The following is a 20,559-nucleotide window of genomic DNA, read 5'->3' on the forward strand; positions in this document are numbered from 1 at the left end:
CTCAGCCCTCCAGGACGGTGACGAGGTTGTGCTGCAGGCAGGGGCCGCCGGCGGCGTGCGCGACGGTCCGGTGGTTGCGGCCGTCGAGGATGCGCCGCGCGGCCTCGCCGACGCGGATGAGGCCCGTGGCCATGACGGGGTTGGCGGCGAGCGGGCCGCCTGACGGGTTGATGAGAGTGTCGCCGGTCAGCTCCAGCGCCTCGCGCAGGATGATCTCCTCGTGCGCGAACTGGGCGTGCAGCTCGGCCACCTCGACGGGCCCCTTGCCGACGCCCGCGGCGCGGGCGGCGTCGGCCGCGGAGGCCGACCGGGCGAGGTCGCGCATGCCCAGGTAGTGGGGTTCGATCCGGTGGGCGAGGCCCCTGATGTAGGCGGGGGTGGAGGTGAGGCGGGTGGCGAGGTCGCCGGCGGCCAGCACGACCGCCGCCGCGCCGTCGGTGATGGGCGGCGCCACGAGGCCGTCCCCTTCGGGGTCGGGCAGGTCCAGCGCGTACGGGTTCGCCCGCCCGTCCGCCCGGCTGCGGCGCACGATCTCGTCCAGCTCCGCGCGCTCCGCGCCGAGGGCGGCTGCCTGGAGCCCGGCGTAGGAGAGCTGGTCGAGGCCGAGCGGCGCCAGATAGTACGGATCGAGCTGCAACGTCATGATCGTGCGCAGGTCGCCGAGCGAGGTCTTGCCGAACCCGTACACGAGGGCCGAGTCGATGTCGCCGTGCTGGAGGCGTACCCATGCCTCGTACAGCGCCCAGGCGGCGTCCATCTCGACGTGGCTCTCGGAGATCGGCGGCCAGGCGGCCAGCGCGTCGAGCGCCGAGACGAACGAGAACGGCGCGCCCGCCAGGTAGTCGCAGCTCCCCGAGCAGGTGAAGCCGAACCTGGTGAGCCCGGTGCGCTCCTTGACCTCGTTGATGACGGGCAGGATCAGCTCGGGCTCGCTGAGCCCGGTGTCGTGGTCGGTGTGCCGCGTCTGCGCGAACGCGACGATCGCTACCTCTCTCATGACAGCTCCACGTCGGGCTCGCCGGTGGGGGCGAACCAGCGGATGTTCGCCATGGACGCCGTACGCTCGCTCTCGGGCACCCACACGGCCCGCACCCGCATGCCCTGCCGCACCTCGTGCGCGGGCACGCCCGCGACCAGTGCGATCATCGGGAGATCGGCGCCGTCGAGCAGGATGTACGCCGACACGAAGGGCACTTCGGGCGCTCGCGGGTCGGGCAGGTTGTTGATGGCGAACGTGGTGATCGTCCCGGTGTCGGGCAGTTCGAGGGTGTCCGGGATGGGGCCTCCGCACTCGGGGCAGAAGGTGCGGTAGGGGACGTACACCTTCGCGCACCGCTCGCAGCGCCCGCCGAGCAGCACCCCGCGCTCCACGCCCGCCAGGAACACCGCCAGCGAGCCGCCCGCCCGCAGCCGGTACTCCGCCCGCACCGGGGAGACGATCTTCGTGACCTCGGGGGCGAAGTGCCGGATGTCGGTGATGTGGCCCGTGGGCTGCTCGCGCCACACCGGCCGGACCCGCATCCCGGTCCGCATCGCCTTGGGGTGCTCGGGGACGACGGCGTGCACGAGCGCCGTGTCCGCGCCGTCGAGCGCGATCAGCGCCCAGGCGAAGGGGACGTCCACCGGGTGGGTGTCGAGGGGTTCCTCCACCCACGTCCAGGTGGTCACCGTGCCGGCCGGGCCGACCTCGACGTACTCGCCGGTCACGGGCTCGCCGGTGGCGGGGTCGTACTCCAGGGGCGGCACCAGCACGCCGCCCTCGCTCGTGCGTACGCCGACGATGCGGCGCTCGCGCAGCTCGGTGAGGAAGCGGCCGACCACCGGGCCGGTCGAGCGGGTGTAACCGCCGGGGAACTCCAGGACGTGCTGAGCGACCAGCGGATCAGATGGCACGGTCGTGTCCCTCCCAGTACGGGTCGCGGAGCTTGCGTTTGTGCAGCTTGCCGTTCGGTTCGCGGGGCATCTCGGCGATGAAGTCGATCGTTCGCGGCCACTTCATGCGGGCCAGCCGGCCCTCCAGGGAGGCCAGCAGCTCGGCGGCGAGCGCGGGGCCTGGCTCGGCGCCCGGGGCGGGCTCGACGACGGCCTTGATCTGCTCGCCCCACTCCTCGTCCGGGATGCCGAACACGGCGACGTCCGCGACCTTGGGGTGGATCATGAGCTCGTTCTCGATCTCGGCGGGGTAGATGTTCGCCCCGCCCGAGATGATCAGGTCGGCCTTGCGGTCGCACAGGTAGAGGAAGCCGTCCTCGTCGAGGTAGCCGATGTCGCCGACGGTGAAGTGGTCCTTGAGTCGGTTGGCGGCGGTCTTGTCCGGGTCGCCCTTGTACTCGAACGAGGCCCCGAGCATCTTCATGTAGATCGTGCCGGGGGTGCGGGTGGGGACGGGCTCGCCCTGCTCGTCCACGATGAGCAGCTCGCTGATGGGCCAGGCCGTGCCGACCGTGCCCGGGTGCGTCTTCCAGCCCTCGGGGGTGGCGAGGGTGCCGCCGCCCTCGGTGGCCGCGTAGTACTCGTACACGCAGTCGCCCCACCACTCCAACATCGCCCATTTCACCGGGACGGGACAGGGGGCGGCGGCGTGGATCATCCACCTGAGCGAGGAGAGGTCGTACGCGCGCCGGGTCTCCTCCGGCAGCGCGAGCAGCCGCTTGAAGTGCGTCGGCACCATGTGGGAGCTGGTGACGCGGTGCCGCTCGCACAGGCGCAGCAGTTCCTCGGCGTCGAAGCGGTCCATGTAGACGAGCGTGTGCCCCATGTGCAGCGCGGTGCCGCCGAACTGGGTGACGGCGGTGTGGTAGCTCGGCGAGGTGACCAGGTGCGCGTTGGGGCGTCCCGGGGTGACGCCGAACAACCCCAGCAGGAACGTCATCAGCTCGGCCGAGTCGTCCGGGTCCAGGCCGCTGAGCGGGCGGCGCACGCCCTTCGGCTTGCCGGTGGTGCCGGAGGTGTAGTGCATGGTCAGGCCGGCGGTCCGGTCGGGAGGCGCGGTGTCGGGACGACCGTCGGTCAGCTCCCGCATCGGCCGGAACCCGTCCGTCCCCTCCCCCATGAGGAAGCGGCGCTCGGGCGCGATGGCCTCGGCCGCCCGCGTGCCCTCCTCGATGAAGCGCGGGTGCACGAAGAACGCCTTGGCCTCGCTGTCGGAGACGATGTAGGCGATCTCCGGTCCGGTGAGATGCCAGTTGACGGGCGTGTAGTACCAGCCGGCCTGGAGCGCGGCCAGGTACAGCACCAGGCCGTCGGCGCCGTTCGGGACCAGGCCGCAGACGCCGTCGCCCGGCTGGAGCCCTAGGTCGTCGCGCAGGCCGTGGACGAGGCGGTTGGCCCGGGCCAGAAGGTCGCCCGCGCGGTGTTCGACCCCGTCGGGGTCCACGGCGGCGATCCAATCGGGATCCGCCTGCGCGAGCCTCCAGAAACCGAGCGTGCCCATGTGCGCTCCTCGCGGCCGACGAAAAAACAGGAACCTGTTCTCGTTTGCTGCTGGGAGCGTATCCTGGGGCGAAGTGCGTAGCAAGCGCTTGATACGAGACTTCGGAGGCATCGTGGAGCTCCTGCCGATCAGCACCCCCCACTGCCGGATCGAACGCGACGGACACGTCCTCGTCGTCACCATGAACCGGCCGGAGGCCCGCAACGCGCTCTCCTCGGAAATGCTGATCGGCCTCGCCTCGGCCTGGGCGTACGCGAGCGCCGAGCCGGACATCCGGGTCGCGATCCTGACCGGCGCCGAGGGCACCTTCTGCGCCGGCGCCGACCTCAAGGCCATGGGCCAGTCCTCCACCGACCCCGAGGTGCAGGCGCGCGCCGCCCGGATGCCGAACTTCCACTGGAAGGGCCTGCTGCGCGAGGACCTGCCCACCAAGCCGATCATCTGCGCCGTCGAGGGCTACGCGGTCGCCGGCGGCACCGAGCTGCTGGTGGGCACGGACCTGCGGGTGGTGGCCGAGTCGGCCACACTGGGGCTGTTCGAGGCCAAGCGGGCGCTCTTCCCCATGGGCGGCAGCGCGGTCCGGCTCCCCCGCCAGATCCCGTACTGCCACGCGATGGACCTCCTCCTGACCGGCCGCGCCGTCACGGCCGCCGAGGCCCTGTCGATGGGCCTGGTCAACCGCGTCGTCCCGGACGGGCAGGCCCTGGCCGTGGCCCGCGAGCTGGCCGACGACGTCGCCGCCTCCGGCCCGCTCGCCGTCCAGGCGATCCTCCGCACCTACCGCGACACCCTCGGCCTGCCCGAACCCGAGGCACTGAAGGTCTCCGACGACCTCGGCTGGCCGGTCATCGGCTCCGAGGACGCCAAGGAAGGCACCCGCGCCTTCCGCGAGAAGCGCCCCGCCCACTACCAGGGCCACTGAACAAGACGCCGGCTGACCGCCCTCTTGTTTCATGAGAACGCGCCGTAGAATCGACAGCATGACGGCACTGCAGGAAGAGTACGAAGATCTTCACCGCCTGGTCGACCAGCTCCGGCCCGACCAGGTGCGTGAAGGGCGTGCGCGACTCCTCCGGCTCGTCCACCCGGGCTCCGAGGAGCTCGAGCTCGGCCGCGACGGCATGCCCGCCCTCTTCGGCGCTTACGAAGCCGGCCGGAGCGACGCCTCAGAACAGGTGGAAGAGATCCTTGGGGAGGGCTACGGTCACGAAGCGTGATCGTAGTCGACACCGGCCCGATCGTGGCCGCGACCTTCCGGGACGACAAGAACCACGAGCGCTGCCTGCAGGAGTTCGGGCGCCTCCGCAACGCCGATCGGCCGTTGCTCGTCCCCAGCTTCGTCGCCGGCGAGAGCTGCTACATGATCGGCAGGCTTGGCGGCGCGAAGGCGGAGGCGGCGTTCCTGCGGTTGATCGAGTCCGGCTGGTTCCGGCTCGTCAACCTCACGGAGTCCGATCTTTCGAGAATCGCGGTCCTCGTCGAGCGGTACCACGACCTTCCCTTGGGCGCGGCCGATGCCTCAGTCGTGGCCGTGGCAGAGCGCATGCGGGTCACTGAAGTGATGACGATCGACGTCCGTGACTTCTCCGTCGTCCGTCCGGTCCACACCCCCGCCCTCACCCTGTTGCCCAGGTAGAGACCAGTTGCGAGATGCTCTCGCGGGCGGGGCGGCGACCCGGCGAGTGACCGCCGCCCGATCCGGGCTCAGTCCTCTGTGATGCGGTCCAGTCGTTCCAGGGCCTCGCCGTACTCCGTCATCAGGTTGAAGATCACGTCCTTGGTGGAGCGGACCTGGTTCATGAGGCCGATGATCTGGCCGGCCGGGAAGGTGGCCAGTTCCGAGGCGTCGGAGCGGCCGATGCGGCGCAGCGCGTCCGAGACCAGCATGAACTGCAGGGGCATGGGCAGCGTGCCCGGCGAGTCCGTGGACTCCCACGCCTCGGTCCACTCGTTCCTGAGCAGGCGGGCGGGCTTGCCGGTCCAGCTCCGGGAGCGGACGGTGTCACGGGAGGTGGCCTCCAGGATGCGGCGCTTGGCCATCTCCGGCGTGTCGGCCTCCTCGACCGTGAGCCACAGGGAGCCGGTCCACACGCCCTCCGCGCCGAGCGCCAGGCCGGCGGCCATCTGGCGGCCGTTGCCGATGCCGCCGGCGGCCAGCACCGGCACGTCCACGGCGTCCACCACCTGCGGGATGAGGACCATGGTGGAGATCTCGCCGGTGTGCCCGCCCGCCTCGGTGCCCTGGGCGACGACGACGTCCACGCCGACCTCGACCTGCTTGAGCGCGTGCCGGGGCGTGGAGGCGAGGGCCGCGACCTTGACGCCGTGGGAGTGGGCCAGCTCGACGACGTCGGCCGGGGGCGGGCCGAGGGCGTTGGCGAGCAGCGCGATGGGGTGGCGGAGGGCGACCTCGACCTGCGGGCGGGCCGTGGCGTCCGTCCAGCCGAGCAGCACGCGTCCCGCGTCGGCGTCCGCCGAGAGCGGGGGCACACCGTGCTCGGCCAGCAGGTTCTCCACGAACGAGCGATGCCCTTCGGGGATCATCGCCTGGAGGCGGCCGACCAGCTCGTCGGTGGCGAAGTCGGCCCCCTCGTACGAGGCCGGCATGACGACGTCCACGCCGTACGGCCGGCCGTCCACGTGGTCGTCGATCCACTTGAGCTCCGTCTCGAGCTCTTCCGGGGTGAAGTAGAGGGCTCCGAGCACGCCCATGCCGCCCGCGCGGCTGACGGCGGCGACGACGTCCCTGCAGTGGCTGAACGCGAAGATCGGGAGCTCGATTCCGAACATGTCCGTGACACGTGTCCGCATGGCCCGACAATACGTCCGGCGCAACGCGAACTGCAACGTGTTCTACACTAGAACCTTTCGTCGGTACCGGTGAGTAACCTCCGCCTATAACAGGTTCTAGCCGAAATCCCGAAAAAGAAAAAGGCCCGCCTTTCGGCGGGCCTCAAAAAACGCGTTGTTTCACGCGGTGGCCGGGCGGCGGCGGCCCAGCACCACGCCGGCGAGCACCAGCGCCACGCCCACGATGAGCACCACCAGCGGGATGATGTTCCGCAGCAGGTTGATCTGGCTCTTGCCCTCCTGCGCGTTCTTGACCAGGCCGGAGACGGTCTCGTCGGTCATCACGGCGGTGCCGATGAAGGCCGCCGAGCGCTCCACGCCGTCCTGGGTCTTCAGCACCTCGTGGCGCTGCACCTCCTGCTTGACCGGCGAGCCGGTGACGGGCTCGATCCAGAAGGTGGTCTTGCCGTCGTACCAGCGGTCCACCTGCACGTCACCGGTGGTGTCCGTCATGCCGAGCACGTTGGCGGGGGCGGTGCGGGTCTCGGTCTTGGTCGGCGGGACGGCCTGCTCGAAGACGTACACCGGCAGGCCGTTGACCTTGTCCTCACGGACGAAGGTGGCGTCGAAGGCCTTCTGCGCCTGCGCGTTGAACACCTTGTACGTCTTCTTCTCCACGTCGAACGGCCACTTGTAGATCTGGCCCTCCAGCTGCACCGGAGCCTTGTCCACGCTGGAGCCGCAGCAGTTGACGGCGACACCGGTGTAGCGGTTGAAGGCGCTGCGCCGCTCGGACAGGTCGATCTGCGGGCGGCTGTTGGTGACGTCGTTGACGACCGTGGCCTCGTCCCAGACGACCCGGTCGGAGTTGGCCTCCTTCACGTCGCCGCGCGTGGTGACGATGATGTCGAGGTCGCCGGTGAGGACCTTCAGGTCCTGGAGGGAGAAGTACTGCGCCTGCTTGGCCTCCAGGTGGGAGATCCCGAACTGGTTCGCCGGCGCGGAGATGATCTTCTCGGCCGCCCAGAATTTCACCAACGGGGCCAGTGCGATGAAGAAAGCTCCGAACCCGATGAGGACGAGCGTGGAGATACGACCCATCGAGGCCTCCGCATTTGTAGAACGTGTTGTCATCAGGTCTGATCGTCGAGCAACAAAGTATGACAGGGGGTGGTGCGCGTCACCGCCGCGCCTCCCTCCGTCACCAAATCGATAGAAACAAGTTCTATCGTGGTTTCCGCGCACCGATCCGCGGAGGTGAGGACAGGGATGAAGAACAGGGACGCGGCCCTCGACGGCGTCCGCGCCTGCGCCGCGCTCGGCGTCTGGCTGCTGCACGTCGGGAGCAACACCGGCGTGATGTACCGCGAGGGCATGTACGCCTGGCTGATGGCGCGGCTCGGCATCGCCGTCCCCATCTTCTTCCTGCTGTCCGGCCTGCTTCTCTACCGCCCGTGGGCGCGCGCGGCGATCGAGGGCACCGAACGCCCCCGGCCCGTCACGTACCTGTGGCGGCGGGTGCTGCGCGTCATGCCGGTCTACTGGCTGGTGACCGCGCTGACGCTCTGGGCGTGGGGCGGCCTCGACTGGGCCGGCTGGGTCAAGTGGCTGCTCCTGCTGCAGAACTACTTCCCCGGCGAACCCACCCCCGACGGCCTCTACCAGATGTGGACGCTGCCCATCGAGATGGCCTTCTACGTCGCGCTGCCGCTGCTCGCCTGGGCGCTCGACCGGTGGGCTCGGGGCGGTAACCGGCCGGTGCGGCTGCTGACCGGCATCGGCCTGCTGCCGCTGGTCTCGGTGGCCTCCATCGTCGTGGCCCGGCTGACCGACCGGCCGGAGTTCGGGCTCTGGCTGCCGTACCATCTGGTCTTCTTCGCCTGCGGCATGGCGATGGCGGTGCTGTCGGTGTGGCTCAAGGAGAGCCGGGCGATCGACGCGCTCGCGCCGCAGCTCCTCGTGCTGGCCTTCCTGCTGTACGCGGTGCTGAGCACCGGCCTCGCCGGCCCGCGCACGCTCACGCTGCCCACCCTCGGCGAGTCGCTGGTCAGGGTGAGCCTGGAGGCGGCGGTCGCGGTGCTGCTCGTGGCGCCGTTCGCGCTGGCGCCGCGCGCGGACTCGCTGCGCCACCGGGTGCTCGGCAACCCGGTCGTCGCCTACTTCGGCCGCATCTCCTACAGCTTCTTCCTCTGGCACGCACCGGTGATCACGTTGCAGCTCAAGCTCACCGGGGCGCAGCCGTTCCAGGGCGACTTCCCGACCGTGGCCGTGCTGTCGTTCATCGTGACGCTGCTGCTCAGCGTGGGGAGCTACCATCTCGTCGAGGTCACCGCCCTCAGGCTGAGCCGGCGCCGGCCAGCACCTGCTCCTCGGCCGGCTGCCCGGGAGGCGGCGCCGGCCGCGCCGGCCGGGTGACGTGCTGGCCGAACAGCGCCCCGACGGCCGCCGACGACAGCAGTTGAGGCACGTGGTCCATCAGCACCGCGAGGTCGATCCCCTGCTCGCGCAGCACCAGGTGGACCGCCAGCGACGCGGTCGCCACGCCGAACAGCCCGGCTGACAGCCAGTGCGCCGGCAGCTTCCTGGCCCGCAGCGCGAACGTCACCAGCATCGCCGCCAGCACCGCCAGCGCGCCCTGCCAGCTCGCCACCCAGCCGCCGAACGCCAGGCCCAGCACGACCGCGTACGGCGCCCGCAGCCGCGACATCCGCGCCCTCCCGGCCGGGGCGGTCTCGAGCACGTGCTCGGGACGCGGCCCACGCAGCACCAGCGCGCCCAGGGCGAGCAGCGCGATCCCCGCCATCCCGTACGCCAGCGCGAGCCCGTAGGCGCGGTCCGGCACGTACTCCAGCCGCACGGTCCCCGACGTCCCGGCGGGCAGCTCCCACGCCTGCTTCCAACCGTCGACACGCACCGGCCGCAGCGTCTGCCCGTCCACCCGGGCCCGCCAGCCGGCGTTGAAGTTCTCGTTGACGACGAGGAAGGCGTCCTTGGGGGCGCTCACCTTGACCTCGCGCTCGGAGGCCGTCCAGATCCCGCGCACCGCCGCGCCCTCGACGCCGCGCGGCTCGTCCGGCAGCCGGCCGACCACGAGGTCGTCGATCGCGAAGGAGTCCCATCCGGCCACCCGCACCCGGTTGTCCCCGGCCTTCAGCTCGGCCCGCGCACAGCCCTGGATCCGTACGGGCCGCTTCTCCAGCAGGTCGGCGTGGGTGCCCGCGACCTTGGTCGCGATGGACGTGCCGTTCACCTCGACGGTCGGGCCGAAGCCGCAGGGCAGCCGCAGCGGGATGTCGGCGGGCCTGGTCACCGGGTCGAGGCCCGGCACGACCAGCTCGGTGAGCTGCAGCCGCTTGGAGTAGGGCGTGAAGCGCAGCTTGAGCTCGGTCGTGCGCAGCGGCCGGAAGGTGAGGTTCCCCTCCTGGTCCACGCGGCCGGCGCGGGCGATGCCGTTGTCGCCGGTGACGACCACGTCGAGCGGCTGCATGCGGTCGCCGGCCGGGCGGCCCAGCTTGATCCGCGAGATCGTCTTCTCGCCCTTCCAGGTGAGCGTGAGCGTCGGCTGGGTGTCCTCGGCGGCCGGCATCCAGGTGGTGCTCGCGTCGCCGTCGAACGCCGAGCGCGGCGAGACCACCGGATCGTCGGTGAGCTGGGACGAGCCGGTCACCTGCGTGAGCCCGGTGCTGACGCGGGTGAAGCGGTCGGCCAGCGCGGAGTCCTTGAGCACGGCCGTGCCGCGCACGTTCACGGTGTCGGCGGCCGGGGCCGTGAACGTGCGGTCGAAGCCGGTCTCCTCGCTCCGCTTGGTCAGCACCGCGTCGTTGCACACCCACCGCACCTGGTTGCGCATGCAGGCGGAGCGGGCGTCGAGCCCCTGGTCCATGACGTACGCGTCGCCGCCCGTGCCGGGCAGCCTGATCGTGCGCTCGGCCACGACGCCGGGGATCGACAGCTCGATGACGCCGACCCGCTGGCCGTAGCTCCACCGCTCCGAGCCGGTCGCCACGATCTTGATCCGCAGCCAGGTCGCCGGGCCCTCCGGCACCCGCAGCCACTGCGGGTCGGTGGTGTCGCGGACGTCCTGCGTCAGGCTGCCCGAGTCGGTCTCGACGGCCACCCGCGTGACGGACTGCCCGAGCAGGAAACCGGAGCCGAACATGACCTGGACCTGCTCGATCCGCCGCTGCGCCGGCAGGTCCACGCGCAGCCACTGCCCCTCGGGGCGGCTGGTGCCGCTGGTCTCCCAGCCGGTGGCGACGTTGCCGTCCATGGCCGCCCACGGGCCCCGGCTCGGGTCGCCGCTGCCCGCGACCGCGTCGGGGTCGGCGATCGAGGAGGAGGCCGTGACGCCGGAGATCCCGTGGTACTCGGCGGTCGCGGTGTCGTCCAGCCAGCCGTTCTCCAGCAGGTCCAGCGCGCGTACGCCGGCGAAGTCGGCCTTGTGGTCGGCGGTGAGCGTGGGCGACTGGTTGGAGCGCAGCTCGCCGAACGAGCGCTCGCGCAGCCGCAGCGCGTCGCTGACGACGGTGGGCAGCTCGCGCTTGCCCGCGTCGCCGCCGACCAGCACCGGGGCGTCGCCGAGCAGCCCGAGATCGCCCATCGCGAGCAGCGAGTCCGGCCCGCCGCGCACGGCCAGCGCGTCGGCCGCCGACTGCACGGACACCAGGTCGGCCGCGTCGGACACCTCGTACAGGTCGAGCGCGGGGAAGGCCGGGTCGAGCGAGTGCTGGGCGTCGTCGCTCTCCCGGTCGCCGACGGGCTCGCCGAAGGAGCGTACGAGCTTGACGCCGGGCGTCTCGCGCAGCGCCTCGTAGATCCGCGACGGCCAGGCGCCCTGGAGGTTCTGCCGCATGAGATCGTTGCGTACCAGCAGGTAGCGCACGCCGAGGCGGCGCAGCACCGCCGTCACGCCGGCCGAGCCGTGCCCGGCGGCCAGGCGCTGGTCGACGACGTCGAGCAGCCGGGTCAGGCCGACCGAGCCCGGCGGCTCGATCCGCCTGGTGGTCCAGCGGGCCGTGGTCAGCGCCTGCAGGGGCTCGTCCATGGGGCGGCCCCAGACGTACTCGGCGAACTTGGCGCCCGGCACGAGCAGCACGCCGTCGTCGCCGGCGTTCTCGTCCAGCCAGGACGCAGCCTCCCGCCAGTACGGCGGCACGTCCTCGAAGTCGCCGGGCGCGGCGAGTCCCTGGTTGAAGACGGGCAGCACGAGCGCGGCCGAGGCCACGACGGCCAGCGTGCGGAGCGGCAGCCGGGCCCGCGCCAGCAGGTGCGCCAGGCCGAAGGCGAGCGCCAGCCGGACCAGCGGGTCGAACTTGCGCAGGTTGCGCAGCGGCGCGAGCGGCCCGTCCAGCAGCCAGCGGACCGGCTCGGCGGTGATCGGCTCCAGCGCGCTGATGTGCCCGGCCACCAGCGCGGCCACGCCCACCACGAACAGCGCCAGCACGAACCCCTTCGCGGGCAGGTCGCGGCGGGCCAGCCCGGCCAGGCCGAGCGCGGCCAGCACGCCGGTGACCACGACCATCGTGGCCGAGGTGGCGATCGCGAAGCCGGGCGGCTGCTCGAAGACGCCGTTCACGGGAAGGTAACGCACCCAGTCGGAGGCGCCGCGCAGGACGTTCGTGAGCGAGGTGACCTGGGTGGTGGTGCCCGCGGTCTCGGTGTACGGCAGGAACGAGAAGGCGTACCTGCCGACCAGCAGCAGCGGCAGCCACCAGAAGAGGGTGGCGACCGCGACGGCGGCGCTCCACCAGCCGAGCAGCCGCCAGCGCGGCACCGGGCGCGGCCGGGTCAGGATGTAGAGGATGGGGGCCACGAGCACGGCCAGCACCGCCACCGCGTTCACGCCGCCGCACAGCGCCACCGCGAGCGCCGACCTTATCGCGCCGCGCGCCCGCTGGCCCGTCTCGGAGGCCGTGAGCAGCGGGATGAGGATCCACGGCAGCATCGCGGCGGGCAGCCACTCGATGCTGATCTCGCCGAGGATGGACAGCGTGCGCGGGGCCAGCGCGTACGCCAGCGCCCCGGCGATCCTGGTGCCCGGCGTGCCGAGGCCGAGCTGCCGGGACAGCCGCTCCACGCCGAGGAAGGCCACGCACATGAGCAGCGTGAGCCAGAGCCGCTGCGTCACCCACGGGGCCAGCCCGGCGAGGTCGCCGAGGGCGAAGAACGGGCCCATGGGGAAGATGTAGCCCGCCACCTGGTTCTGGAGCTGGCCGAAGTGCTGCAGGTCCCACAGGTGGGCGGCGCGCTCCAGCCAGCCGATCGGGTTGAGCGCGAGGTCCATCTTGGTGTCGGAGATCAGGTGGCCGGGCTTGGTGGTGAACGCCAGCAGGCCGAAGCCGAGGCAGCAGATCACCAGCCACCACCGCCGCCACGCCGGCTCGCCGAGGGCACGCGTACTCGTCCTGCGGCCGGTGCCGGGGCGGCCCCAGACCAGCTTGTCGGTGGCCGGCGGCCGGCTCATCGTTCCTCCCCGGCCCACTCACCGAGGTCGGAGGAACGCTCGCCCGGGGCGCGGCCCTCCAGGACGGCGAGGAGCCGTTCGGCGCTGCGGTCCCAGGAGAATCGGTCAGCCCATTCCCGACATTTCACGGAATAAGTGTCGTCCACCTCGTCGAGTGCTCCGGCAATGCCCTTGGCCAGCCCGGTGCCCTCGGCCCCCTCGGGCAGCAGCCATCCGGTCTCGCCGGGCCGTACCGCGTCGCGGAGCCCGTCCACGTCGAAGGCCACGGTCGGCACCCCGAGCGCCGCCGCCTCCAGCACGCTGAGCCCCCACCCCTCGCCCTGGGAGGCGCTGACGTGCAGCCAGGCCCGTGCGACCAGCCGGCTCTTGTCCCGCTCGGACAGGTAGCCGTGCAGGGTGACGCCCTCGGGCAGCCGCGCCCGCAGCCGCTCCTCCTCGGGCCCCCGGCCGATGACGTCCACCTGGAGGTCCGGCCGGTGCCGCCGCAGCTCGGCGACGGCGTCGAGGAGCAGGTGCACCCGCTTGTGCGCGACCAGCCGCCCCAGGCAGACCAGCCGGGGCTCGGCGCTCCGCGCGACCTCGCCGGGGTCGGCGACGCTGACGCCGTTCGGGACGATGTGAATGGGCCCCTTCCAGGCCAGCCGCTCGCGCATGGCGAGCTCCGTGGACGGCGACACGGCCACGCTCGGGTGCCGCCGGTAGCTCCACCGCGACACCGGCCCCTCCAGGAACCGCCCGACGGCGGCCAGCCATCCCGGCAGGTGCACGCCGAACTGCCGGTCGTGCACGTGGTGCACCACGCAGACCACCTTCGTCCGCCGCCGCACCACCCACGGGGTGAAGAACGGGATGCCGTTCTGGCAGTCCAGCACCGCGTCGAAGCGCCCGCGCCGGACCAGCAGCCAGGCCAGCACCAGCGGGTAGACGGTGAACGTCGCGCCCATGCGGGCGAAGCGCACGCCCTCGACGGTCTCCTTCCCGCGCTGGCCGGGCGCCCGCGCGGTGACGAACCACACCTGGTGGCCCGCGCCCGCGAGGCGGCGGGCCAGCTCCCAGGCGAACGTCTCGGCGCCGCCCGCCTGGGGATGCCAGGGGTCACGCCAGTTGACGAAGGCGATCTTCACGGAGATCCGACGGGGTCAGGCGCGGCCGGCGGCTCCCAGGCCGGGTGGACGGCGGGGCGCGGCCTGGCTCGCGGCCTCGGGCGCAGCCGCAGCCAGATGCGTCCCATCTCCAGTACGATGCCGAAGGTGTGCCGGGCCGGCGAGAACCGCGACCCCGGCACGTCCAGCCAGCGCACGGGGATCTCGTGCACCTCCGAGCCGTCCGCCGCGCACCGCGCGAGCAATTCGACGTCGAAGGCGAAGCCGGGCGTGCGGAGCAGCGCGGCGACCTCGCGGGCGAGCACGCCGTCGAAGAACTTGAAGCCGCACTGGGTGTCGCTCACCCCCGGCACGAGCACGCCGGCCAGCGCCCGGAACCAGGCGGCGCCCAGCTCGCGGACCCTGCTGTGGCGGTTCTCCACGACGGAGCCCTCGTGGGCACGGGAGCCGACGACCACGCGCTCACCGGACAGCAGCAGGCCGAGCGCCGCGTCGATGGCGTCCAGGTCGGTCGCCATGTCGGCATCGCAGAAGCCGACGAACGGGGCGCCGGTCTCCAGCAGCCCGGCCCGCACGGCGGCGCCCTTGCCCGGGACGGGGCAAGGGATGAGCCGGACCGGTACGGGCCCGGCCGGCCAGTTCTCGACGATCTCCGCGGTGCGATCCGTGCTGTTGTTGTCGACGACTATGACGGCAGCCGGGAACGGCATGCGGGCAAGCTTCGCGCACAGCTGCAGGAGCCCCCCGGGAAGTCGCCGTTCCTCGTTGTACGCCGGAACGACGATCTCAAGCAGTGGTGGTCGGCTCTGCCCGCCGTCCCCTTGCGGAGAGGGCGGCATGCTGATCCGGCCTTACCGGTCGCCGTAGTTGTAGAGAGGTTGGTTGACCGGCGTGGCCGTGGAGCCTGTGAAGGAGACCGTGGTGACCGTCGCCACGAGGGCCGCCACGGCGACGCCGATGATCGCTGCTAAGAGGGCCTTGATCACGGGACTTCCTCCTCGGCGGGCAGTTAGGAGCGGCAGGCACCCAACTTAGAACCAATTCTTGCTACTCGGAAGTAGCTAGACGAAATCTTAACAAAATACCTGCTCAGTGGCTTACCGGGCCCTCTACCCGGTACAACCGCAGGTCACGGTCGTGGACCAGAACGTGTGCTCTGCGTAGCCATACGTCAAAGCGCGCCCGCTCTTCAACTGTCCCCGCGTTGACTATCACATAGCGGATCCCGGCTCCCGGCAGGTCGGGCGAAGGCCCTCCTAGTACGTGTTCTAGTTCACGGGCGCGCGGGTCCTCGCTCCCCACGACGAGATCGCCGACCCGTACGGCGTCGTTCGTCACCACCCGCCGGCCCCCCACCGCGAAGAAGCGCTGCGCCGGGTCGAGCACCGGGCGGTCGCCGTTCCAGGGGAAGCGCCGGTAGGACTCGAAGGGCAGCACCAGCACGTCGCCTGGCTCAGGGTCACGCTCGATGACCGCACGGGCGGCGCTCCAGCTCGACGGGTACGCCACCGCGCCCAGCGTCCCCAGCGCGCCCCAGGCCAGTGTGGGCAGGACGGCCACCGGCACGAGGGCCATCGCCCCCACCCACGCCCTGCGCCCCGCCACGCGCTCCGTGAGCGCCCCGAGGCCGAGGGCCGCCACCAGCGTCAGCGGCGCGATGAACTGCTGCGCGTCCCTGAACACCGCGAACCCGCCCCACCAGCCCACCACCTGCTCGTACGCCACCCGCCCGGGCTCGCTCACCCCGACGGACGCCACGGCGAGCCCCACGAGCGCCGCCCCGGCGAGCCCGCGACGGAACGGCAGCTCGGAGCGCAGGAACGCCACCACCCCGGCGACCACCAGCAGCAGCCGGGCCACCGCGCCCACCCAGGTCTCGTAGCCGGGCGGCACGGCGCGGGCGTTCCAGATCCCGCCGAGCGACAGCAGGCTCCCCACCGCCCCGAACGGGGTGTCGGCCCGCGCCGCGAACGCCTCGATCCCCACCGGGTCCGCCGCCAGCCCCTCGGGCCGCAGCGCGGTCGCCGCCAGCCACGGCAGGCTGAACGCGACCAGCACCCCGGCGGTCACGATCACCTCCCGCCACCCGCGGCGGGCAAGGGCGAGCGGGAGGGCCGTGAGCGCGGTGACCGTCATCGCGGCGAAGCCGCCCACGGCGGCCGGGAGGACCGCGACCGCGCGCCGCCGCCCCGACCACACGGCCCGGACCACCCACGGCAGCCCCGCGTACCCGAGCAGCAGCGCCCACTGCCCGATGAGCAGCCGCTCGGCCACGTACGGGTTCCACACGTAGAACGCGCCGGCCACCAGCCGCGGCCCGAGCGAGGCCGACGGCGACAGCAGCGCCGCCCCCGTGCACCCCAGGACGAAGATCCCGAGCAGGATCAGCTTCTGCACCAGCTCGGCGGGCAGCACCTGGGCCAGCGCGGTCACCACGGCGTCGCTCGGCACCACCCGCGCCGCGCCTCCCGCCAGCCCGAACGTCCAGGCGGAGAACTCCGGGTCCGGCACGAACACCATGTCGTGCAGCAGCACGAACCCCCATCCCAGCCCGGGGCCGAGGGCCAGGCAGCCGAGCGCCAGCCCGAGGAGGGCGGCGGCGAGCCCGGCTCGGGTCGTCTGCGACATGCGGCTATGACATCACAGCACTTCCACCACTATGTCCCTCCATGGTTGAGTTGCGCCCGAGAGGACGGGGTGATGGAGAGCGTGGCGACCGCCGGGGGGCGCCCGTGGCTGCGCGGTGGCGACGCCGTGCTCGCCGCCGGGCTGGTCATGGTGGCCGTGCAACTGGTGTGGAAGGCCGGACTGGTCAACCGGACGTACTTCCGCCAGGACGACTTCATGTTCCTCGCGCGGGGCCTGGAGAACGGGTTCACCTGGGACTACCTCATGCGGGTGGACTACGGCCACCTGATGCCGGGCGCGTTCGCGATCCACTGGGCGCTCGGGCGGCTCGGCGGCCACAACGACGTGCTCGCGCACGTGCTCACGCTCGGCCTCCAGGCGGCGGCCGGGCTGGCGCTGCTGCGGCTGCTCCGGGTGCTGTTCGGGCCGCGTCCGGCGATCCTGGTGCCGCTCGGGTTCGCCCTCGTCACCCCGATGACGATCTCCGGGCTGTCGTGGTGGGCGGTGGTGGCCGAGACGCTGCCGTTCCAGATCGCGCTGCCGATGGCGCTCGCCTCGCACGTGCTCTGCGTGCGCACCGGGCGCCTGCGGCACGCGGTCGCGGCGGCGGCCTGGACGGCGTCAGGGATGGTGTTCTTCGTCAAGGCGCCGTTCATCCCGATCCTCGCCTTCGTGCTGACCGTCGGCTGGCTCGGCGGATGGCACGGCGCGCGGCGGCTGCTCCGGGTGTGGGCGCTCTACCTGGCCGTGCTGGTGCCGTACGCGGTGCTCTTCCTGCACCAGCTCCTCACGACCGTGCAGCTCACCCGGCAGACCTCGCCCATCTCGCTGCCGAGCGCCGAGGTGGCCGCGAAGTCGGTCTGGACGCTGCTGACCGGCTCGCTCATCCCCACCTCGCTCGGCGGGCCCTGGCGCTGGCAGCCGATCGGCGAGGACTACGCGCTGGCCGCCACCCCCGCCCCACTGATGTGGGCGAGCCTCGCCGTGGCCGTCGCCGCCGTGGCCGTGTCGGTGCGCCTGCGGCGGCGGGCCTGGCTGGCGTGGGCGAGCCTGCTCGGCTACTTCCTGCTGGCGGACGTCGCGCCGATCATGCTCGGCCGGATCGAGCTGCTCGGTCCCGACCTGAGCGGGTACGAGCTGCGCTACCTCTCCTCGACCGCCGTGGTCGTGGCGATCGTCATCGGGCTGGCGTTCATCCCCGTGGCGGGCGAGCAACGGCCGTGGCTGCGGCCGGCAGGCCCGCTGCGCCTGGCCTGGGCGCCGCTCGCCGCCGTGGTGGCGGTGAGCTCGGTCTGGTCCGTCGCCGCCTACGCCGACCGGCCGCTCGGCCGCAACGTCAAGAGCTACGTGGAGACCGCCGAGGCGGCGCTGGCGCTGGTGCCCGCGGGCACGGTCGTGCTGGACACGTACGTGCCGGAGAAGGTGGCGTTCCCGCTGTTCTTCTACGACTACGCCCGCCACTCGAAGGTCGTCGACCCGGCCGCCCGCCACCACGTCACGTGGACGCGCCGGCTCGCCGGGCCGACGACCGTCCCCCGGATGTTCGACGCCCGGGGACGACTGCGCCCGCTGCGCCTCACGGGCACGACGATCCCCGCAGGAGCCGCGTGCCGGCCGGTCGGCGCGACGGAGGTGCGCTTCCCGATCCCTGACCCGCCGGCGGGCGGCGAGCAGGTCGTCCAGATCTCCTACCTGAACGGCGAGGCCACCACCCTGGAGGTGCGGATGGGCCTCGCCAGGACCTCGGTGCCCGCCGGCGCGAACCTGGGCATCACGTACGCCACGCTCGACGGCGGCGCCCCCGAGCTCGCCCTCCGCACGGTCGGCGGCGGCACCACGTGCGTGGGCGAGATCAGGGTCGGCGTGCCGGCCGCGGACGAGACGGCCGCCGCCGTCCCGCCGCAGCCGGTCGAGCGCTAGCCGCGCCCGGCCATCACTTGCCGGGCCGTCACTTGCCCGGCTCGGGGTCCCTGGGCAGGCCGAGCATGCGCTCACCGATGATGTTGAGCTGCACCTCGGTGGTGCCGCCGTAGATCGTCATGGCGCGGGTGGCGAGGACGGCCCGGTTCCAGTAGCCCGCGTCGCCCAGCTTCATGTCCGCCGCGGCGGTCGCGGCGGCGCCGAGCAGCTCGACGGCGGTCTCCGAGACGTGCTGGGCGTGCGAGGTGGACAGCAGCTTGCGCACGGAGGCGTCCGCGCCCGGCTCGTTGCCGGCGAGCTGCTTGAGCGTGACCCGCAGCGACAGCGCGTTGATCGAGTGGCCCTCGCAGACGACCTCGGCCACCCGCTGCGCCTCGACCGGCGTCAGCTCGCGACCGAGCCGGCCGGCCAGGCCGAGCAGGTCGGGCACCGACGAGCCGGTGCCGCCCGAGCCGGACGACAGCGACACCCGCTCGTTGGACAGCGTGTTGCGCGCCACCTTCCAGCCCTCGCCGACCTCGCCCACGACCAGGTCGTCCGGGACGAACACGTCGTCGAGGAAGACCTCGTTGAACAGGTTCTCGCCGGTCATCTCGGTCAGCGGGCGCACGGTGACGCCGGGGCCCTTCATGTCGACCAGGAAGTACGTGATGCCCTCGTGCTTGGAGCCCTCGCTGGAGTTGCGGGCGATGCAGATGCCCCATTCGGCGACGTGGGCGACCGACGTCCAGATCTTCTGGCCGTTGAGCTTCCAGCCGCCCTCGACCTTCTCGGCCTTCATCTGCAGCGAGGCGAGGTCGGAGCCGGCGCCGGGCTCGGAGAAGAGCTGGCACCAGATCATCTCGCCGCTGAGCGTCTTCGGCAGGAAACGCTCCTGCTGCTCCTGGGTGCCGTACACGGCGATGGACGGCACGACCCAGGCGCCGATGATGAGGGCGGGCAGGCGTACCTTGGCGGCCTTGAGCTCCTGCGCGATGAGCACCTGCTCCAGCGGCTTGGCGTCGCGGCCCCAGGGGCGGGGCAGGTGGGGCATGACGAAGCCGCGCTCGGCGAGCGCCCGCTTCTGCTCCTTGCCCTCGAGCCGGGCGATCTCCGCGATCTCGGCGCGGATCGACTCGCGCAGCGCCTCGGCGTCCTCGGGCAGGTCGAGCTCCATCTCGCGGCTGACACCCTGGAGCGCCAGCGCGGTGACCTCGGCGGCCCAGTCGGCGGACGAGCCGAGCAGGGCGCGCAGGGTGAGCGCGCGGCGGTAGTAGAGGTGCGCGTCGTGCTCGAAGGTGTAGCCGATGCCGCCGAAGGTCTGGATGGCGTCCTTCGCGCACTGCACGGCGGCGTCGGGGGCCATGACGCCGGCCACGGCGGCGGCGTAGGCGAGCTCCTTGCCGTCGGCGCGGGTGGCGTCCCAGACGGTGGCGCGGGCCTGCTCCAGCGCGACCAGCATGCGCGACAGCTTGTGCTTGATGCCCTGGAACTGGCCGATCGGGCGGCCGAACTGCACGCGGACCTTGGCGTAGTCGGCGGCGGCGGTGACGCACCAGGAGGCGAGGCCGGCGGCCTCCGCGCCGAGCAGGATGGCCGCGAGGTGGCGTACCTCGGCGCTCTCGACGCCCTCCAGCACCCGGTCGGCGGGCACGACGGTCTCGGCCACCTCGACCTTGGCCACCGCGCGGGTCAGGTCGAGCGACTTCTGCTCGGTGACGGTCGCGGCGGCGGCGTCCAGCGCGATCCACCGCTCGCCGTCGGGCGTGGACACCGGCAGCACGAGCACGTCGGCGAGCGCGCCGGCGAGCACCGGCTCGACCGCGCCGGAGACGGTCAGCGAGCCGTCCTCGGCGCTGCTGCCGGTGAGCGCGCCGGTCAGGGCGACGGCGCCGGTGAGGGTGCCGTCGGCGAGCCGCTCCAGCAGCTCGTGGCGCTTGCTCGCGTGGATGACCGCGCTCGCCAGCACGGTCGGCACGTACGGTCCCGGCGCCATGCGCTCGGCCAGCGCCTCGACGGCCACGGCGGCCTCCAGCAGGCCGTAGCCGGAGCCGCCGCTCTCCTCGGGCAGGTGGAGGCCGAGCAGGCCCTGCTCGGCCAGGCCGGACCAGAACGGCGGGCGTCCCTCGGCGCCGGCGCGCAGGAGGTCGCTGGTGATGTTCCGCTTGGCCCAGCCGCTCACCGACTCGTGGAGCGCCTCGTGCTCCTCGCTCAATCCGATCGCCATCGCTCATCCTCCAGCA

Annotated in this window: 16 protein-coding genes; 5 read left to right on the forward strand and 11 right to left on the reverse strand. The window is 72.3% G+C overall.

Going from position 1 to position 20,559, the window contains the following annotated elements:
* Position 1: 1 nt before the first annotated feature.
* From BMW85_RS10095 to BMW85_RS10105, 3 genes are read right to left on the reverse strand one after another with little or no spacing between them, the layout of a single operon-like run.
* Complete coding sequence (locus BMW85_RS10095; protein WP_091079743.1) at positions 2-997, reverse strand: thiolase family protein; 996 nt, start codon at positions 995-997, stop codon at positions 2-4.
* Complete coding sequence (locus BMW85_RS10100; protein WP_245774711.1) at positions 994-1,893, reverse strand: Zn-ribbon domain-containing OB-fold protein; 900 nt, start codon at positions 1,891-1,893, stop codon at positions 994-996. The genes BMW85_RS10095 and BMW85_RS10100 overlap by 4 nt, the downstream gene beginning before the upstream one ends.
* Entirely contained in the window at positions 1,883-3,433 is a 1,551-nt protein-coding gene (locus BMW85_RS10105) for an acyl-CoA synthetase (RefSeq protein WP_091079745.1), read from the reverse strand. The genes BMW85_RS10100 and BMW85_RS10105 overlap by 11 nt, the downstream gene beginning before the upstream one ends.
* Positions 3,434-3,545: 112 nt before the next feature.
* On the opposite strand from BMW85_RS10105, the gene BMW85_RS10110 reads away from it, so the two are divergent.
* The 3 genes from BMW85_RS10110 to BMW85_RS10120 are packed head-to-tail and all read left to right on the forward strand — an operon-like array spanning position 3,546 to position 5,069.
* A complete protein-coding gene (locus BMW85_RS10110; RefSeq protein WP_091079747.1) occupies positions 3,546-4,355 on the forward strand; it encodes a crotonase/enoyl-CoA hydratase family protein in 810 nt (269 codons plus the stop codon).
* A 58-nt stretch (positions 4,356-4,413) separates the two neighbouring features.
* Positions 4,414-4,650, forward strand: a complete 237-nt coding sequence (locus tag BMW85_RS10115) for a hypothetical protein (protein ID WP_091079749.1) — start codon at positions 4,414-4,416, stop codon at positions 4,648-4,650.
* Positions 4,647-5,069 carry a type II toxin-antitoxin system VapC family toxin gene (locus BMW85_RS10120; protein WP_091079751.1) on the forward strand — a complete coding sequence of 141 codons (423 nt, stop codon included), beginning with the start codon at positions 4,647-4,649 and terminating at the stop codon, positions 5,067-5,069. The genes BMW85_RS10115 and BMW85_RS10120 overlap by 4 nt, the downstream gene beginning before the upstream one ends.
* A 68-nt stretch (positions 5,070-5,137) precedes the next feature.
* On the opposite strand, the gene BMW85_RS10125 is transcribed toward BMW85_RS10120, so the two are convergent.
* Both BMW85_RS10125 and pgfA read right to left on the reverse strand, forming a co-directional pair.
* Complete coding sequence (locus tag BMW85_RS10125; protein WP_091079753.1) at positions 5,138-6,244, reverse strand: NAD(P)H-dependent flavin oxidoreductase; 1,107 nt, start codon at positions 6,242-6,244, stop codon at positions 5,138-5,140.
* Between the two features lie 159 nt (positions 6,245-6,403).
* Positions 6,404-7,324, reverse strand: a complete 921-nt coding sequence (gene pgfA, locus BMW85_RS10130) for a cell envelope lipid trafficking protein PgfA (protein ID WP_091079755.1) — start codon at positions 7,322-7,324, stop codon at positions 6,404-6,406.
* 168 nt (positions 7,325-7,492) lie between these two features.
* Here pgfA and BMW85_RS10135 point away from each other — a divergent pair, with 168 nt between their 5' ends.
* Positions 7,493-8,638 carry an acyltransferase family protein gene (locus tag BMW85_RS10135; RefSeq protein ID WP_091079757.1) on the forward strand — a complete coding sequence of 382 codons (1,146 nt, stop codon included), beginning with the start codon at positions 7,493-7,495 and terminating at the stop codon, positions 8,636-8,638.
* Here the strand turns inward: BMW85_RS10135 and BMW85_RS51870 are convergent.
* The 5 genes from BMW85_RS51870 to BMW85_RS10155 form a co-directional block, all read right to left on the reverse strand.
* The gene (locus tag BMW85_RS51870) at positions 8,559-12,686 is read right to left on the reverse strand and encodes an alpha-(1->3)-arabinofuranosyltransferase domain-containing protein (RefSeq protein WP_091079759.1); all 4,128 of its coding nucleotides are present in this window, start codon (positions 12,684-12,686) and stop codon (positions 8,559-8,561) included. The genes BMW85_RS10135 and BMW85_RS51870 overlap by 80 nt on opposite strands.
* The gene (locus BMW85_RS10145; protein ID WP_091079762.1) at positions 12,683-13,810 is read right to left on the reverse strand and encodes a glycosyltransferase family 4 protein; all 1,128 of its coding nucleotides are present in this window, start codon (positions 13,808-13,810) and stop codon (positions 12,683-12,685) included. Before BMW85_RS10145 ends, BMW85_RS51870 begins: the two co-directional genes overlap by 4 nt.
* Complete coding sequence (locus BMW85_RS10150) at positions 13,807-14,628, reverse strand: glycosyltransferase (protein ID WP_091079765.1); 822 nt, start codon at positions 14,626-14,628, stop codon at positions 13,807-13,809. The genes BMW85_RS10145 and BMW85_RS10150 overlap by 4 nt, the downstream gene beginning before the upstream one ends.
* A gap of 12 nt (positions 14,629-14,640) precedes the next feature.
* Positions 14,641-14,775, reverse strand: coding sequence for a hypothetical protein (locus BMW85_RS51875; protein ID WP_020541447.1), 135 nt, complete (start codon positions 14,773-14,775; stop codon positions 14,641-14,643).
* A gap of 103 nt (positions 14,776-14,878) precedes the next feature.
* Positions 14,879-16,417 carry an MmpA family trehalose lipid delivery protein gene (locus tag BMW85_RS10155; protein ID WP_091079766.1) on the reverse strand — a complete coding sequence of 513 codons (1,539 nt, stop codon included), beginning with the start codon at positions 16,415-16,417 and terminating at the stop codon, positions 14,879-14,881.
* A gap of 72 nt (positions 16,418-16,489) precedes the next feature.
* On the opposite strand from BMW85_RS10155, the gene BMW85_RS10160 reads away from it, so the two are divergent.
* A complete protein-coding gene (locus tag BMW85_RS10160; protein WP_091079769.1) occupies positions 16,490-18,337 on the forward strand; it encodes a hypothetical protein in 1,848 nt (615 codons plus the stop codon).
* Positions 18,338-18,365: 28 nt separating this feature from the next.
* Here the strand turns inward: BMW85_RS10160 and BMW85_RS10165 are convergent, their stop codons facing one another.
* Entirely contained in the window at positions 18,366-20,543 is a 2,178-nt protein-coding gene (locus tag BMW85_RS10165; RefSeq protein ID WP_091079772.1) for an acyl-CoA dehydrogenase family protein, read from the reverse strand.
* Positions 20,544-20,559: the final 16 nt, after the last annotated feature.

Origin of the sequence: Nonomuraea wenchangensis (assembly GCF_900111685.1) — a bacterium.
GTDB classification, from domain to species: Bacteria; Actinomycetota; Actinomycetes; order Streptosporangiales; family Streptosporangiaceae; genus Nonomuraea; species Nonomuraea wenchangensis.

Excerpts from the sequence above, each read along its gene's own strand:
- BMW85_RS10095 (WP_091079743.1), bottom strand. The coding sequence starts at position 997 with ATGAGAGAGGTAGCGATCGTCGCGTTCGCGCAGACGCGGCACACCGAC.
- BMW85_RS10105 (WP_091079745.1), bottom strand. The coding sequence starts at position 3,433 with ATGGGCACGCTCGGTTTCTGGAGGCTCGCGCAGGCGGATCCCGATTGG.
- BMW85_RS10115 (WP_091079749.1), top strand. The coding sequence starts at position 4,414 with ATGACGGCACTGCAGGAAGAGTACGAAGATCTTCACCGCCTGGTCGAC.
- BMW85_RS10125 (WP_091079753.1), bottom strand. The coding sequence starts at position 6,244 with ATGCGGACACGTGTCACGGACATGTTCGGAATCGAGCTCCCGATCTTC.
- pgfA (WP_091079755.1), bottom strand. The coding sequence starts at position 7,324 with ATGGGTCGTATCTCCACGCTCGTCCTCATCGGGTTCGGAGCTTTCTTC.
- BMW85_RS10135 (WP_091079757.1), top strand. The coding sequence starts at position 7,493 with ATGAAGAACAGGGACGCGGCCCTCGACGGCGTCCGCGCCTGCGCCGCG.
- BMW85_RS51870 (WP_091079759.1), bottom strand. The coding sequence starts at position 12,686 with ATGAGCCGGCCGCCGGCCACCGACAAGCTGGTCTGGGGCCGCCCCGGC.
- BMW85_RS10150 (WP_091079765.1), bottom strand. The coding sequence starts at position 14,628 with ATGCCGCCCTCTCCGCAAGGGGACGGCGGGCAGAGCCGACCACCACTG.
- BMW85_RS10155 (WP_091079766.1), bottom strand. The coding sequence starts at position 16,417 with ATGTCGCAGACGACCCGAGCCGGGCTCGCCGCCGCCCTCCTCGGGCTG.
- BMW85_RS10160 (WP_091079769.1), top strand. The coding sequence starts at position 16,490 with ATGGAGAGCGTGGCGACCGCCGGGGGGCGCCCGTGGCTGCGCGGTGGC.
- BMW85_RS10165 (WP_091079772.1), bottom strand. The coding sequence starts at position 20,543 with ATGGCGATCGGATTGAGCGAGGAGCACGAGGCGCTCCACGAGTCGGTG.